Origin of the sequence: Mesorhizobium sp. CA13 (assembly GCF_020165235.1) — a bacterium.
Lineage (GTDB): Bacteria > Pseudomonadota > Alphaproteobacteria > Rhizobiales > Rhizobiaceae > Mesorhizobium.
Window position 1 is genome coordinate 218195 of record NZ_JAIUHS010000003.1, and the last position, 13608, is coordinate 231802.

Sequence of the window (13608 nt, forward strand, 5' to 3'; positions counted from 1 at the left end):
GAAATGGCAGCGGTGACGATCAACAATGTGCAGAAGGCATTCGGAGCGACCCGGATCATTCACGACGTCAGCGTCGACATCGCCGACGGCGAGTTCGTCATCCTGGTCGGACCTTCGGGCTGCGGAAAGTCGACGCTGCTGCGCATGATCGCGGGGCTGGAGACGATTTCGGCCGGCAGGATCGCCATCGGCGAGCGGGTCGTCAACGATCTCAGGGCGCGCGATCGCAACATCGCCATGGTGTTCCAGAACTACGCGCTCTACCCGCATATGACGGTGGCCGACAATATGGGCTTCGCGCTCAAGATCAAGAAAGCCGATCCGGCCGATACCGCCGGCCGCGTCAACAGGGCGGCGAGCATCCTCGGCCTGGAAAAGCTGCTCGACCGCTTCCCGCGCCAGCTTTCGGGCGGCCAACGCCAGCGTGTCGCCATGGGGCGCGCCATCGTGCGCGACCCGCAGGTCTTCCTGTTCGACGAGCCGCTCTCCAACCTGGACGCCAAGCTGCGCGTGCAGATGCGCGGCGAGATCAAGGCGCTGTACCAACGGCTGGGCACCACCACCATCTATGTCACGCATGACCAGATCGAGGCGATGACCATGGCCGACAAGATCGTGGTGCTGCATGATGGCCTGGTCGAGCAGGTCGGCGCGCCGCTCGACCTCTACGACCGGCCGGCCAATCTCTTCGTCGCCGGCTTCATCGGGTCGCCCGCCATGAATTTCATTCGCGGCCGCATCGAGGAAGGCATCTTCCGCAGCGCAGGCGGGCTGACCCTGCCGCTGCCGGCGCCGCTTCACCCGGCGCAGATCCCGGGCGGGGAGTTCGTCTACGGCATCCGCCCCGAACACATCCGCGCCAGCAGCGACGGCATCCCGGGCAGCGTCACGCTGCTGGAAGCGACCGGCTCGGAGATATCCGCCAAGGTCGACTGCGGCGGCGAGGAGATAGACTGCCTTTTCCGCGAGCGGCTGGCGCTCAAGCAGGGCCAGCCGGTGCGCATCCAGGTCGACCGCGCCTGCGCGCATCTGTTCGACGCCGAAACCGGCCGGCGCATCGGCGCATGACAACAGCCCCGCGGGCCGGGGCTGTCTCAGGATACGGGCTATAAAAGCCTGCTCGCCGCCGGTCTATTTGCTGCCGCCATTCGCCTTGACGCTGCTGCAGAACTCCGGATGGCTGTTGGCGGCGTTGGCGTCCTTGGCCTCATCCTCGCAGGCCGTCATCATCATCTTCTGGTCTTCCGGAGTGAGCGCTTTCCACACCTTCGCGAACTCGTCACCACTGCGCATCTTCTTCATGCTGGAGTCGGTGTAGAACGGCTGCATCTTGGCCGGATCGTCGAGTGCCGACGTGCCCTTGTTCGCGGCGGCGAGGGCCGAGCCCGCGAGCATCGAAAGTGTCATCGCGCCGACGCAGATCATCTTGATGTTCATGATAGGATCCTTCCCTGTTGCTCTTCGACCGTCGAAGCAACGATCGTCAAAGAAACGGAAGGTTCGGAGGAAAGTTCCGGTTCGCCGTGCCCGCCCACGGCCGGTCTGAAGAAATATATTCTTCCACGCCCGCGAAACTTTCCGCTTTTTTCTTCGTTTGGCTGCATCGTTAGATTTGCAGCGACCGGACTCGCTCATCCGCTGCTGCTGCCTTCTGTCGGCCCGGTTTCAGCCGGCGTCGCCGCTCTCGATTTCCTGGAGATAGAACGTCTTGCTGGGCTGCAAATGGTCGACGCAGAGCTGCGCCAGCACCCAATTGTCCCGGCGCTTGAGCGCCTCGATCATCATTGCGTGGTGCTGGCGCGAGATGTCGAGCTTTTCCCTGTCGGCCAGCGAATTGGCCCGCACCGGCAGGCTGAGGCGCATGTAATGCTCGATCGAGGCCACCAGATAGGCATTGCCGCAGGCCGAGAACATGGTGAGATGGAAACGGTCATTGGCCTCGTGGATGCCGCGCAGATAGCCGCTCTCGACATGGCCGTTATAGATGCGAAGGATCTGCGTCAGCTCTTCGATCAGCGCTTCGCTCGCGGGAAGGCGGATCATCAGCGCCGCCTGCCGCTGCAGCATCTCGCGCACCTCGTAGATCTGCCGCACCTCGTCGGGCGACAGCCGCCGCACCATGGCGCCCTTGTTGCGCTCGCGCGTGACGACGCCTAGCCTTTCGAGCTGATAGAGCGCCTGTCGGATGGTATGGCGCGACACCGGGAAGCGGGCGAGCAGCACGTCCTCGACCAGGCGCGCGCCGGGCGCCAGCCTGCCGAAGATGATGTCTTCCTCCAGTGCGTGGACGATATCGGCTTCCTTGCCGCCATAATCGATCGTGTTGAGCATCGCGCTCCGTCGCGTTTTCGACAGCCTCATGGCAAGGGCCGCTCTTGCCGCCTTGCCATGGCGAAAAAAGAAAACCGGACCGCTTGGCCGGCCGGACCGATTGGCCCTGGGCCCGCCGGCTGCGCCGTTACCGCCGACGCCCCCTGCCGTTTGCCGAGCCTCAGCTTTTCACAGGCGTTGCGCGTCGATTTCTCCCCGATGGGCCGGTCGAGGGTCGTCGCTGGCCATGCTTTTGTCAAGCGACGCGAAGGCGATGCGAAGGCCCGCCGATTTGCGCGGACCCAGCCACCCGTCAATTCCTGTCCACCGGCTTTGAGCGCATGCGCGAGACCGTTTCGCGCTCGGCGCGCTTGGAACGCAGCGGCGGCAGGCCGCGATCGATCAGGTCCATGTCCTCCAGCACCATGTCGCCCATGCGCTTGAAGGCGATATCGAGCGCGCCGGCGCGGTGAGCCGAGCGCAGGAAGCCGGGTAAGGCGCGCACCGGGTGATCCCGCGCCAGCGGTTCTTCGGGGAAGACGTCGCTGGCGGCGAGGATATGGCCGCTCTTCACCGCCGCCATCAAAGCAGGGAAGTCGACCACGCCGGCGCGGCTGAGCAGGATGAAGGCCGCGCCTTTGCGCATCCTGGCAAAGGCGTCGGCGCCGAGGAAGCCCTGGTTCTCGCTGGTCACCGAGGCGACGACGAAGACGAAGTCGCTGCCGGACAGCACCTCGTCCATCGAGGCCGGCTCGACGCCATTGTCGATCAGGATCGACGGCGGCAGCCAGGGATCGAAGACTTTTGTCCTGGTGCGGAAACCCGACAGCAGCCGGTTCAGCGCGCGGCCGAGATCGCCGAAGCCGATGATGCCGACATCGGCGCCTGACAACAGCCGCGCCGTCCGGTTGCCGTCGCCGCCCCACAATTCCTCGCCCTTGCGGAAGGCAAGGTCGGCATCGACGATGCCGCGGGCGAGGTTGAGCGCCATGGCAAGGCCGAGCTCGGCCACCGGCTCGGCGAAGACCAGGCCCGTTGTGACGACATGGATGCCGCGCGCGAACAGCGTCTCATAGGGCATATTGTCGATGAGGTTGCTCTCGACATTGAAGACGCAGCGCAGCGCCTTCATCTTCTCCAGCGTCTCGGCCGCGATCGGCGGCTGGCCGACGATGTAGCGGGCCTCGGCCAGCACATCGCCCGGCAGTTTCGCCACGCCGTCCGGCGTCGTCTCGACGATGCGATATTTCGCCTTGAAGCGCGCCAGCTGCGGCGGCGTGAAGATGAGGTCGAGCGTGCGCGGTTCGGGCGCGCTGATGACCAGCGGCAAGGCGCTGTCGGACATGGCGAATTCCTCCCGGCGCGATCGTTTTGGCGCCCTTCTGGATGCAATCTATCCCGGATTAAACGACTTACAACATGCATACGGAGGAGGAGAATTTCGCGACAAGAAAGGCGGGATTGCGGCTAGGGCGAGGGCGGTTCTTCCACAAGGCCCAAAAAGGGGGGAAGGGAATGCGCTTCTGGCGCCGCAACCAACCTTCGCGCCATACGTTGATCCATGCCGGACCGATTCCGGCTTACTCCAGAGCCTCACCCCGCCGGCCTTGACTGGCGGGGCTTTTTGCCGGAGGGCCGTATCGAGCTTATGCGCAGGCCGTCGTCAGCGCCTGCCGTTCCTTTGCTTCCAGCGCGGTGCGATCGCGGAACCGTCGATGAATTCAAGGCCGCCCGCCTCGTTGAGCGTGTGCAGCTTGCGTCCGCTCCATAGCGCGCCAGGCGTCAAGATGGTTTCGACAGCCTGGCTCATGCCGTCCAAATCGAGGTGAACAATGCGTGCGATGCCGAGCGCCGCGCCATAACTCCTGCGGCAGTCCTGCACGGGGCGCAGCAATTGGCCGTCGCGTTCGACCATGCGGCCCGCCGGCCGCGCCGAGGCGATGTCGATCAGCACGGGGTTCTTGGGGTGCGGCGTCCACGGCCCGCGAAAGTCCGGCGCCGACCACAGATGCAGCGCATCGGAAAACGCGCCGCCGCCGTCCCTGACGGTGGCGAACAGCCACCATCGTCCACCATGCTCGACCAGGGTGGCGTCGCTGGCGACGATATCTGACAGCAGCGTCGCTTCCTTGACCCAGCCACCAGGGAAGGCGGTGGCGCGGTAGAGGTCGACCGTGCGGTTGGCGCAGCTCTCCGGCACCATCCAGACTTCGCCGTCGCGCTCGAAGACGAACGGATAGGACAGGTGGTAGGGCAGGTCGAGCACCGGTTCCGGGCGGCCGATCGGCCCCGACGGGCCGAACGGCACGGCGGAAATGATGGCCCGGCCCAGACGGTGGATATAGTCCTCGACGAACAGGGTCACCTTGCCCTGATGCAGGATCGGGAACGGGTCGGCATAGAAGCGGCTGCCGTCGTCGGGCAGCACCTGCCAGCCCGTTGCCGGATGCGCGCGCAGGTCGAGCAGATCCTGCCCCTGCGTTTGCCGCCAGCCGACCTTCCAGTGCGGGGCGTTGTAGCAGAGATGATAGATCTTCTGGACGACGCGCCGCGCCAGTGCCTTACCGGCTCTAATGCCAAGCTTGGCGGCGGACGGCATGGCGGGCGCGGCGTTGCCGTGCGCCGGCTCCGGCAGGACAGGGAGAGCGTGCCGCGCCGCGCCGGTCATCGCCGCCAGGATCAGGCTCGCGGTGCGCGCCAGCATATCCTGGAACGAGGCAAGCGCGATGCCGCCATATTCGGTGCCCAGGCGGCCTTCGGCGACGTTCGCGCCGTTTTCCTCTATACGGGCAATCGGCGTTCGCCCATCGAGGATCAGCGCCAGCAGGGCCGCTTCGCCCGCGGCGCCGTCATAGGTCACGCGCCAGACGCGCGTTCCTTCGCGCTGCACGTCGCCGCAGAGGTCGATCACCAGATCGGGCCCAACCGGCGGCGCCCGATAGGGCGCGAGCGCCGAAAGCGGCAGGCGTTTTGCCAGCCCGTTCGCGGGCAGACCATGGATGGCCGTCTCCAGCTGAAACAGCGCCGCGGCGCTGGGTGGTATGGCGCCCTCGGCCGGCCTGAGATCGATGAAGACCTCGACATGCGCCAGCGCCGCGAGACGCTCCAGCAGCGTCAGGTGAAAGGCACGCGGGCATTCGCTGTCCAGGCGCAGGCTCACCTGCATGTCGCATCCTCATCGTTGTGATGTTCGATATTGGGCCGGTGTTCGATCTTGGGCGCGGGAAACGGCCGGACTGGTGACGCATTGCCCCATTCCATGTCGTTTCCCCGCTGCCCGCGCCGTGTCAACACCCCCGTGCCACTCCTAGGCAAACTCCGTGCCAAAAATCACAAGAGCTCTCAATATAATTAACAGTGTTTTAACAGTTGGAAGCATAGCTAAGACAAAGCCGCAATTTGATCTTTGCAGGCGCATGGAGTGTTGTCGGAGCGACCCTTGCAATCATCCCTGCTCTCGTTGCCGCAACAATACGCTCCGGAGGCGATGCAATACGCTCCCGAAGCGGTTCCGACGGCGCCGTCCTACCCGGCCTCGACCGTCGAGCTGGGCGACCTGAGGCGCATATTGGTGCGCCGCCGTTTCCTCATCTTTGCCATCACCGCGCTGCTGACCCTCGGCGCATTGCTCTATGGGCTTTTGACGCCGGCGCTCTACAGCTCGGCGGCGGAAATCATCATCGATCCGCAAGACCTGCAGGTGGTCAGCAACGACGTCAATCCGAGCCAGGTGCCGCCCGACGGCGGCATAACCCGTGTGGAAAGCCAGGTCAGCGTCGTCCAGTCGACGGGGGTGCTGCTCAGGGCCATCAAGGCGACCAACCTGACCGAGGATCCTGAATTCAACGGGCAGGGCATGCTGGGACGCTTACTCGGCGGATTGCTGGGTTCGGGGTCGGGCGAAGCCGACAAGACGGCCAAGACGCTCGATGCGTTGCGCGCACGTCTGGCGGTGCGGCGAGCGGACAAGGTGCTGGTCATCGAGGTCATCATCACCACCAAGAATGCCGAGAAATCGGCGATGCTGGCCAATGCGATCGCGCAGGCCTACCTGGCGGATCAGGCGAGCTCACGCGCGCGGATGGCCAAGGACGCTTCGGACGCCATCGCCGCGCGACTGGATGAGCAGCGCAAGCGCGTCCAGCAGGCCGAGAATGCCGTCGAGGCCTATAGGTCCGCCAACAACATGGTGATGGCGGCGGGCAATCTGGTCAGCGACCAGGAACTGACCGAGCTCAATACGCAGCTTTCGGCGGCGCAAAGCCGCACCGCGGCGCTGAAGGCGCAGGTCGACCAATTGCGCAGGTCGGGCGGGGCGCCGGACGCGACCTCGGAAGCGATGCGCTCCTCGGTGATTTCGAGCCTCAGGGCGCAGGAGGCGACGCTTGTCGACAAGGTATCGCAGTTCGGCACGGAACTTGGGCCACGCCATCCCTCGATGATCGCGGCGCAGCAGCAGCTGCGCGACACGCGTGCGCTGATCGCGCGAGAGCTCGGCCGCATCGGGGCGGCTGCCGAGACCGACTACGAGCGGGCGTTGGCCAACCAGCAGGCGCTGGAGGCCAAGGTCGCCGGCATGAAGGCCAAGTCGCTCGATACGGACCAGGCTTCGGTCAGGCTGCGCGAGTTGCAGCGCGATCTCGAGGCCGTCCGCTCCGTCTATGCCAACTATCTGCAGCGTGTGCAGGAGACGCGCGAGCAGATCAATGTCGACAGCACCAATGCGCGGATCATCTCCAGCGCCATGCCGGCCCTGAAGAAGAGCTGGCCGCCGCTGTCGCTGCTTGTCCTGGGCGCGCTCTTCGGCGGCCTGGGTCTCGGCACCGGCCTGGCGCTGATCGCGGAATATTCCTCGCCCACGGTGCTTTCCAGCGCGCAGATGCAATCGGCCATCGACGCGCCGGTGCTTGGCGTGGTGCCGGCAAAATCGGGCAACGCCCGTCGCTGGTGGCCTTTCGGCGGCACGGCCGCCGCGGCGAGCCAGAAGACGGACGCGGTTGTAGGGCTGGCGCTGAGGCGCATGTTCTCGTCGGGCCGGCGTCCGCCGGACTGGCCGCTGGTGCCGTCCATACTGGTGACGTCGCCGCCCGAGGACGCCGCGCATCGCGGCAGGGTGGCGCGCTTGCTGGCCAATGCCGCGGCAGCCCGGGGCGGCCGTATCCTGTTCATCGATACCAATGCCGGCGGCGGCCAGAAAGATCAGCAGCCGGGCGTGCTCGACGTGCTGCGCGGCGAATACGGCATCGAGGCGTTGAGCCAGTATACGCCCGGCAGCAATGTCGCGCTTTTGGGCAGGGGCCGGTCAAAGGCCGTCTTCCAGGAAGCGCAGGGCGTCTATTTTGCCCAGCAGATGTTGGCCCAGGCGGGCCGCAACTTCGAACTCGTCGTCATCGATGGCGGCGCGCTGGCCGACAATCTCAATGCCTCGCCGCTGGTAGCGATGGCCGACGAAATCCTGCTCGTCGCCACGCTGAACTCGACGCCGATGCGCGATGTCGCGGCGGCCTCGCAAGCCATTTCCGTCATGGGGCGGTTGCCGACTGGCGCCTTGCTGGTCGACGAGGCGGCCTGACATGGCCGCAGTCCGGCCCGCCAGCCCGGCAGCCGGCTGGGCCGCGCAGGGTCAAGCCGCCGCCGCATCCCGCGCCGGCGGTTCCGTCGACTGGGTGACCCGCTTCGGCCTGGTGGTCACGGTGGCGGTGCTGTTTGCCGTTTCCGGCGGCATGCTATGGCTGGTGGGCTACAATTACGACGGCCTGCTCGGCAGTCCGGCCACCAAGATCCATCCGTCGACCTATCTCCTGGTAATGGTGTTTGCCTGGCGTGCGTGTACGTTCGGCAATCCGGTCGGCTATATGGCTGCCGTTGCCGACCGGCGGCCGGCCAGCGCGCTGATGGCGGTCATCTCGATCGTGCTCCTGGTGGTGGTCGTCGTCAGGCATCGGCCGGGCATGGCGGGCATGGTCGATACGTTCGTGGCGGCGGCGCTGCTGGTGCTGATGCTGGCCGAGGACGACGAACGGACCTTCGCGCGGCTCCAGACGGTCGTTCACGCGGTGATGTCGGCGAATGCGCTGCTGGCGCTGTTCGAGTTCGCGACCAAGACGCTGGTGTTTCCCTACAGGCTCGACGGCGAGGTGTTCACCGACCTGCGCTCGACCGCGCTTCAGGGCCATCCGCTGGCCAATGCCACGATCACCGCGGTCTATGTGCTGGCGCTGCTCTCCGGCTCACGGTCGCTGTCGATGCCGCTGCGGCTTGCGCTGATCGGCCTGCAAACCGCGGCGCTGGTCGCCTTCGGCGGACGCTCGGCGATGGTGACGACGCTCGCGCTCGGCGGCATCTATCTGCTTTTCAGCGGCGTGGCCTATTTGCGGCATGGACGCGTCAGCCTGCTGGGCGCGGCCCTTGCGGTCCTGCTCGCCACGCTATTGCCGGTGGCGGTCGCCCTTCTCTTTTCCTACGGCTTCTTCGACGCGCTGCTGGAACGCTTCGTGTCCGACAGCGGCAGCGCCAATGCCCGCGTCGAAATGTTCGACCTCTTCAAGAATCTCGGGCTGGGCGACCTGATCGTGGGGCCTGATATCGATCTGATCGAAAGCATGCGCCGCATCAACGGCCTGGAACAAGGCATCGAGAACCCGATCATACGCATGGTGCTCTATCAGGGCGCCTTCTTTACCCTGCTCATGCTGTTCGGCTTCGTGCTGTTCATGCATGAAGTGGCACGCCGCTGCCATCCCGGCATCTGGCTGCCCATGCTGGGTTGGCTGATCCTGCTCAACACCTCCGAGACCCTCGCCTCCAAGACGACGCTATTGACCAAATTCGTGGTGCTGGCGCTGGTGCTCTACCGGCCGACGCGGGCGGTGGCGCGGCAAAAGGCGCAGCCAGTGCGCGCAATTGGAGACGACCAGCGAAGAGCGCAGCCTCTCCGCCGTTAGAGGCTGATCCCCTTAGGACTTTCCACGCCCGAAAGCGGGTACGGTCGTCACCTGCCAATATAGGCGGCGAGTTCGTCGGGCGTCCCGTTTGGGAAGGCCTGCTTTAGAAAGTCCATGAACGCCGACACTCGCGCGCTGAGCAGCCGTCGAGATGGGTAGAGCGTCCATAGTGCGATCTCGGGGCCGTCGATATCCCCCCAACTTACCAGTGTGCCGTCAGCCAGGTCGTGGCTCACCAATGAAATGGGAAGACGTGCCGCACCGACGCCGGCCCGCACCGCGTCCCGGACCATGATGAGTGTGGACAAAGCGAGGACCGGCTCGATCCTGATCGTTGACCGGCCATCTTGTGTCTTCACGTGCCATGTTTGCCGATCGCCTGCCCCGCGCGCAACGCCAGGAGCGGCCAGTCCGCCGGCCGGGCGAGGAAGGTCGGGTCTCGCCACGACGACCAGACGGTCGCGGACAAACGCCCGTCCGACCAGGCTTTCATCGGGATCCGGATTGACCCGGACTACCAGGTCGTAGCCTTCCTCGATCATGTCCACGGGCCGGTCCTCGGTCGTGACCTCCAGCCTCACCTCAGGATATTTGAGGGCGAACCCCGCAGCGATCCTGCCCATTGCGGTCTGCGAAAAATGCAAAGGCGCGCTGATCCGCAGTCTCCCCCTGGGCCTCTGACCGCCTGAGGCAATCGCCGAAGCCGTCTCGTCCAGTTCGGCGAGCAACGCTCCCGTCCGCTCGAAGAGCGCCCGTCCTTCTTCGGTGAGCTTCAGGTTACGCGCACCGCGTTCAAACAGGCGCAGGTCAAGGCTGCTTTCCAGTTCTCCAACGCGCCGGGACAAGGTTGCCTTGGGCCGGCCGGTGGCCCTTGCCGCTTTGCCGAAGCCGCCATGCCGGGCGACGAGATTGAAATCGGCGAGGGCAAGGAGGTCCATGGGTGTTCCACCAGTGAGACGACGTGTCTAAAATTTCCGCCTGTTGGACAGTTAGTGAGCCACACACATTGGAGGTGTCAAGCAATCCAACAGGAGAAATTTCATGACCATTCTCGTTACCGGGGCCACGGGCAACATTGGCCGCCAAGTCGTCGAACAGCTCGTCAAGCGCGACGCCGATGTACGTGCTCTCGTCCGCGATCCGTCGAAAGCCAACTTCCCGGCAGGCGTCTCCGTCGTGCAAGGCGACTTTCTCGATGTCGATTCCCTGCGCAAAGCCATGTCTGGCGTCTCCACTCTGTTCCTCTTGAACGCCGTGGTACCGGACGAATTCACGCAAGCTTTGATCGCGCTCAACGTCGCCCGATCTGCCGGCATCGAGCGGATCGTCTATTTGTCGGTGATCCACGCTGACGTCTACGTGAACGTGCCCCATTTCGCGGGCAAGTTCGGCGTCGAGCGCATGATCGAGCAGATGGACTTCAAGGCTACGATCTTGCGCCCGGCCTACTTCATTCAGAACGATCTGATGATCAAAGACGTCATCACCGGCTACGGCACCTACCCAATGCCGATCGGCGCCAAGGGCCTCGCCATGATCGACGTGCGTGATATCGCCGAGATCGCCGCCCTTGAGCTGCTGCGCCGCGAACAGTCCACGAAGCCGCTTGCGCTCGACCGGATCAACCTCGTCGGCCCAGAGACGCTGACCGGGACGGATATTGCCGCAATCTGGTCGGACGTGCTCGCCTGCCCGATCAACTACGGCGGCGACAATGCCGAAGGCTTCGAGCAAAATCTCAGGCAGTTCTTGCCCGCCTGGATGGCCTACGACATGCGCCTGATGGGCGAGCGCTTCTTCACCGACGGGATGCTGCCTGCGGCCGGCGACGTCGAGCGCCTGACTGAGTTGCTCGGACGCCCACTGCACCCATATCGCGACTTCGCCGCGGAAATCGCTGCGTCCGCCTGACAGGCTATCGGGATGCGCTGTCTAGCCCGGCATCGTCAGACCAAGCGCCTCCACTATCTCCGGGTCCAGCGCGCGCGTTGTGTCGTCCATCATGCCCATGCCGTCGAAGAGGGCCCAGAAGGCCCAGGCAAAGCCGAACGACTCGGCGCTTTGCCTGACGTCGGCGATGTAGCGGGCGCGGTCGGGATTGGGCGCGGCGACATAGCGGGCGTCGGTGCGCAGTGCGCCGAACTCGCCCATGACAATGCGTTCGGGCGCGATGTCATGGCTATCGGCCCAATCGCGCGCCTGGCTAAGATATTTGTCGATGAACCAGCGGTCGGGCCGGGCGTCAAAATAGACCTTCAGCACGCGCTCGGTTTCCGTGTAGGCGGCTTTCTTGTCCGCTTCGGAGGTTTCGGTGTCCTCGGCCATGCGTGCCCGCACCGAAGCCAGCGTCGCCTCGAGCGACCCGGCCGAGGCGGGCCACGGCACGTTATTGAGCGAGCGGTAGACGGGTTCGTCCATCCAGGGCGCGCCCTGGTGGCTGAACAGATAGGGCTCGTAGAAATGGAAGGTGAACAGGATCGGTTCGAAGGGCGAGAGCGGCGCCGGATCGAGCGCGGTCAGCCCGCTCACCATAGAGCCGCAGCCACCGGTCACGATCAGCGGCAGGGTAGCGGACGATGCCCTGGCTTCGGTCAGGAGCGCGAGCTGGACCTGCGACCAGACGTTGGACTCGCAGGATTGCTGCGGCTCGTTGACCGGCTCCAGCGCGACCTTGCCCGATGGAAACCGCGCCAGCCGGCCGGCAAGCTCGCCGATCAGCGTGCGATAGAGATCGAAGGCGGGCGCGGCGGTGCTGGAGACCATGCGGTCCGGATTCCAATAATGGGTGGCGCTATTGGCCTGCACGTTGACGATGATGCCGAGGTCGGCGTCGAGGGCGCCGGTGACGGCCCGATCGAGCATCGCCAGCAAACGGCCGCGCGTGCCGGCATCGCCGGCCAGGAACGGGCCGGGATCGACCGGCAGGCGGATGAAATCGAGACCCGTCGCGCGCAGCCGGCGCAGATCGGCCGCCGTCGGGACCGGCCGCTGCTGGAATGGAGGCCAGTCGTAGTCGGTACGGGGTGCGGGGAATTCACGCGTCAGCGAGAACCAGGGGAAGGCGTTGACGCCGCGCCGGAAGCGCCATTCGCCGGTGGCGGCCAGGCTGGACGACACGGGAGGAAGCGGCGCGAACAACGCCGCCGTGGACAGCGCCGCTCCGAGAAGCCGCCGGCGCGACCACGTCGTCATGCGTGCGAAGGATGGTCGACCGGGACGGCCTCGCCGGCGACGACGCCGAGCAGCCGGAAGGCTTCATTCTCATAGGCCAGCAGCACGTCTTCCCAGCGGAAGGCTTCGCGGGCGCGCGTCCTGGCGGCCTCACCGCAACTCTCGACCAGGGCGTTGTCTTCGATGGCCCGATCGATCCGGCCGGCGCAAGTGCCGATATCGGTGAAATAGAGGGCGGCGGCGCCCGCGGTCCACCTGTTGTAGGGATTGTCATGGGCGATCACCATGTTGCCGGCAGCCAGCGCCTCGACCAATGACGGGTTGGTGCCGCCGACAGTGTGGCCATGCATATAGGCGCGCGCGTGATAGCGCAGGGCCTTCACTGTCGCCTGGTCATAGATGGCCCCGGGCAGAACCACCGAGCCGTTCGCGGCCTTGCGAATGGCGGCGTGATAGGGGATTTCATCCGAGAGCGTTCCAAGCACCACCAGCTTCATGTCGCGCTTTTTGCTGCAAAAGGCTTCGACGATCGGCAGGATATTGTTGTCGGGCTCGATGCGCGCGATCGAGATCAGGTACTTTCCAGGTTCGAGCCCGAGCGCCCTGACCGGTGCCTCCGGCGCCGTCGTCACGGGATCGCCGCCATAGGGGATGGTGACGATCGCGCTGCGTGGCCGGCGTGTCGCCAGATGATCGGCGATGACAGGATGATCGGCGACGAGGCGATGCGAGGTCCAGGCGCCGATCCATTCGTTGAGCCAGAACCAGCTTCGCGCCGCCAGGCCCCATTTGGGGCGGCGCCATTCGATGCCGTCCATATTGGTCATGATCTTGCGCCGCATCAGCCTGAGCCAAGTCAGGAAAAGTGCGCCATTGTAACCCAGGACGAGGCACACGCCGGGCCGCCGCACGGCATCGCGCACGCATTGCCAGTCGAATTCCAGCGTTGCGCGTGGACCTTTCGAGGCGACCTGGATGTGGATGAGTTCGATGCCGCGCCAGGTTTCGCTGCGCACCCTTTGTTCGACCCGCTCGACTTCGTCCTGGCAGTAGACGCCGACCCTCCAGCCGCGTCCGGCGAGGAAAAGCGCCAGCTTCTCGGCGAAGGTTTCAAAACCGCCATGGGCCGCGGGTATGCCGCGCGTTCCCAGGATCAGGATGGAGGGCTTTGATGTCATGGCCG

At 65.2% G+C, this 13608-nt stretch carries 11 protein-coding genes; 4 read left to right on the forward strand and 7 right to left on the reverse strand.

Annotated features, from left to right (window positions below; all coding sequences use genetic code 11):
* The first annotated feature begins 3 nt into the window (after positions 1-3).
* Positions 4-1068 carry an ABC transporter ATP-binding protein gene (locus LB566_RS09995; RefSeq protein ID WP_224624286.1) on the forward strand — a complete coding sequence of 355 codons (1065 nt, stop codon included), beginning with the start codon at positions 4-6 and terminating at the stop codon, positions 1066-1068.
* A gap of 63 nt (positions 1069-1131) precedes the next feature.
* On the opposite strand, the gene LB566_RS10000 is transcribed toward LB566_RS09995, so the two are convergent.
* The 4 genes from LB566_RS10000 to LB566_RS10015 form a co-directional block, all read right to left on the reverse strand.
* Positions 1132-1437, reverse strand: a complete 306-nt coding sequence (locus LB566_RS10000) for a hypothetical protein (RefSeq protein ID WP_140552326.1) — start codon at positions 1435-1437, stop codon at positions 1132-1134.
* A 228-nt stretch (positions 1438-1665) separates the two neighbouring features.
* Positions 1666-2331 (reverse strand): GntR family transcriptional regulator, encoded by a 666-nt coding sequence (locus tag LB566_RS10005; protein ID WP_224624287.1) that lies wholly within the window; start codon positions 2329-2331, stop codon positions 1666-1668.
* 292 nt (positions 2332-2623) lie between these two features.
* Positions 2624-3655 carry a hydroxyacid dehydrogenase gene (locus LB566_RS10010; protein WP_224624288.1) on the reverse strand — a complete coding sequence of 344 codons (1032 nt, stop codon included), beginning with the start codon at positions 3653-3655 and terminating at the stop codon, positions 2624-2626.
* Between the two features lie 318 nt (positions 3656-3973).
* On the reverse strand, positions 3974-5476 hold the full coding sequence (locus tag LB566_RS10015) for a formyl transferase (protein ID WP_224624289.1): 1503 nt from the start codon (positions 5474-5476) through the stop codon (positions 3974-3976).
* 273 nt (positions 5477-5749) lie between these two features.
* Here LB566_RS10015 and LB566_RS10020 point away from each other — a divergent pair, with 273 nt between their 5' ends.
* Positions 5750-7882, forward strand: a complete 2133-nt coding sequence (locus tag LB566_RS10020; RefSeq protein WP_224624290.1) for a GumC family protein — start codon at positions 5750-5752, stop codon at positions 7880-7882.
* Position 7883: 1 nt separating this feature from the next.
* Positions 7884-9254 carry a VpsF family polysaccharide biosynthesis protein gene (locus LB566_RS10025; protein WP_224624291.1) on the forward strand — a complete coding sequence of 457 codons (1371 nt, stop codon included), beginning with the start codon at positions 7884-7886 and terminating at the stop codon, positions 9252-9254.
* A gap of 47 nt (positions 9255-9301) precedes the next feature.
* Here LB566_RS10025 and LB566_RS10030 read toward each other — a convergent pair whose 3' ends face one another.
* Positions 9302-10192, reverse strand: a complete 891-nt coding sequence (locus LB566_RS10030; RefSeq protein WP_224624292.1) for a LysR family transcriptional regulator — start codon at positions 10190-10192, stop codon at positions 9302-9304.
* Positions 10193-10295: 103 nt separating this feature from the next.
* On the opposite strand from LB566_RS10030, the gene LB566_RS10035 reads away from it, so the two are divergent.
* A complete protein-coding gene (locus LB566_RS10035; RefSeq protein ID WP_224624293.1) occupies positions 10296-11165 on the forward strand; it encodes an SDR family oxidoreductase in 870 nt (289 codons plus the stop codon).
* A 21-nt stretch (positions 11166-11186) separates the two neighbouring features.
* On the opposite strand, the gene LB566_RS10040 is transcribed toward LB566_RS10035, so the two are convergent.
* Both LB566_RS10040 and LB566_RS10045 read right to left on the reverse strand, forming a co-directional pair.
* Complete coding sequence (locus LB566_RS10040) at positions 11187-12446, reverse strand: glycoside hydrolase family 5 protein (RefSeq protein WP_224624294.1); 1260 nt, start codon at positions 12444-12446, stop codon at positions 11187-11189.
* Entirely contained in the window at positions 12443-13603 is a 1161-nt protein-coding gene (locus LB566_RS10045) for a DUF1972 domain-containing protein (protein ID WP_224624295.1), read from the reverse strand. The genes LB566_RS10040 and LB566_RS10045 overlap by 4 nt, the downstream gene beginning before the upstream one ends.
* Between the last annotated feature and the right edge of the window lie 5 nt (positions 13604-13608).

Bases quoted from the DNA above. Each gene is read 5' to 3' on its own strand.
- LB566_RS09995 (WP_224624286.1), top strand. From the start codon at position 4: ATGGCAGCGGTGACGATCAACAATGTGCAGAAGGCATTCGGAGCGACC.
- LB566_RS10000 (WP_140552326.1), bottom strand. From the start codon at position 1,437: ATGAACATCAAGATGATCTGCGTCGGCGCGATGACACTTTCGATGCTC.
- LB566_RS10045 (WP_224624295.1), bottom strand. From the start codon at position 13,603: ATGACATCAAAGCCCTCCATCCTGATCCTGGGAACGCGCGGCATACCC.
- LB566_RS10015 (WP_224624289.1), bottom strand. From the start codon at position 5,476: ATGCAGGTGAGCCTGCGCCTGGACAGCGAATGCCCGCGTGCCTTTCAC.
- LB566_RS10025 (WP_224624291.1), top strand. From the start codon at position 7,884: ATGGCCGCAGTCCGGCCCGCCAGCCCGGCAGCCGGCTGGGCCGCGCAG.
- LB566_RS10035 (WP_224624293.1), top strand. From the start codon at position 10,296: ATGACCATTCTCGTTACCGGGGCCACGGGCAACATTGGCCGCCAAGTC.
- LB566_RS10005 (WP_224624287.1), bottom strand. From the start codon at position 2,331: ATGCTCAACACGATCGATTATGGCGGCAAGGAAGCCGATATCGTCCAC.
- LB566_RS10010 (WP_224624288.1), bottom strand. From the start codon at position 3,655: ATGTCCGACAGCGCCTTGCCGCTGGTCATCAGCGCGCCCGAACCGCGC.
- LB566_RS10040 (WP_224624294.1), bottom strand. From the start codon at position 12,446: ATGACGACGTGGTCGCGCCGGCGGCTTCTCGGAGCGGCGCTGTCCACG.
- LB566_RS10030 (WP_224624292.1), bottom strand. From the start codon at position 10,192: ATGGACCTCCTTGCCCTCGCCGATTTCAATCTCGTCGCCCGGCATGGC.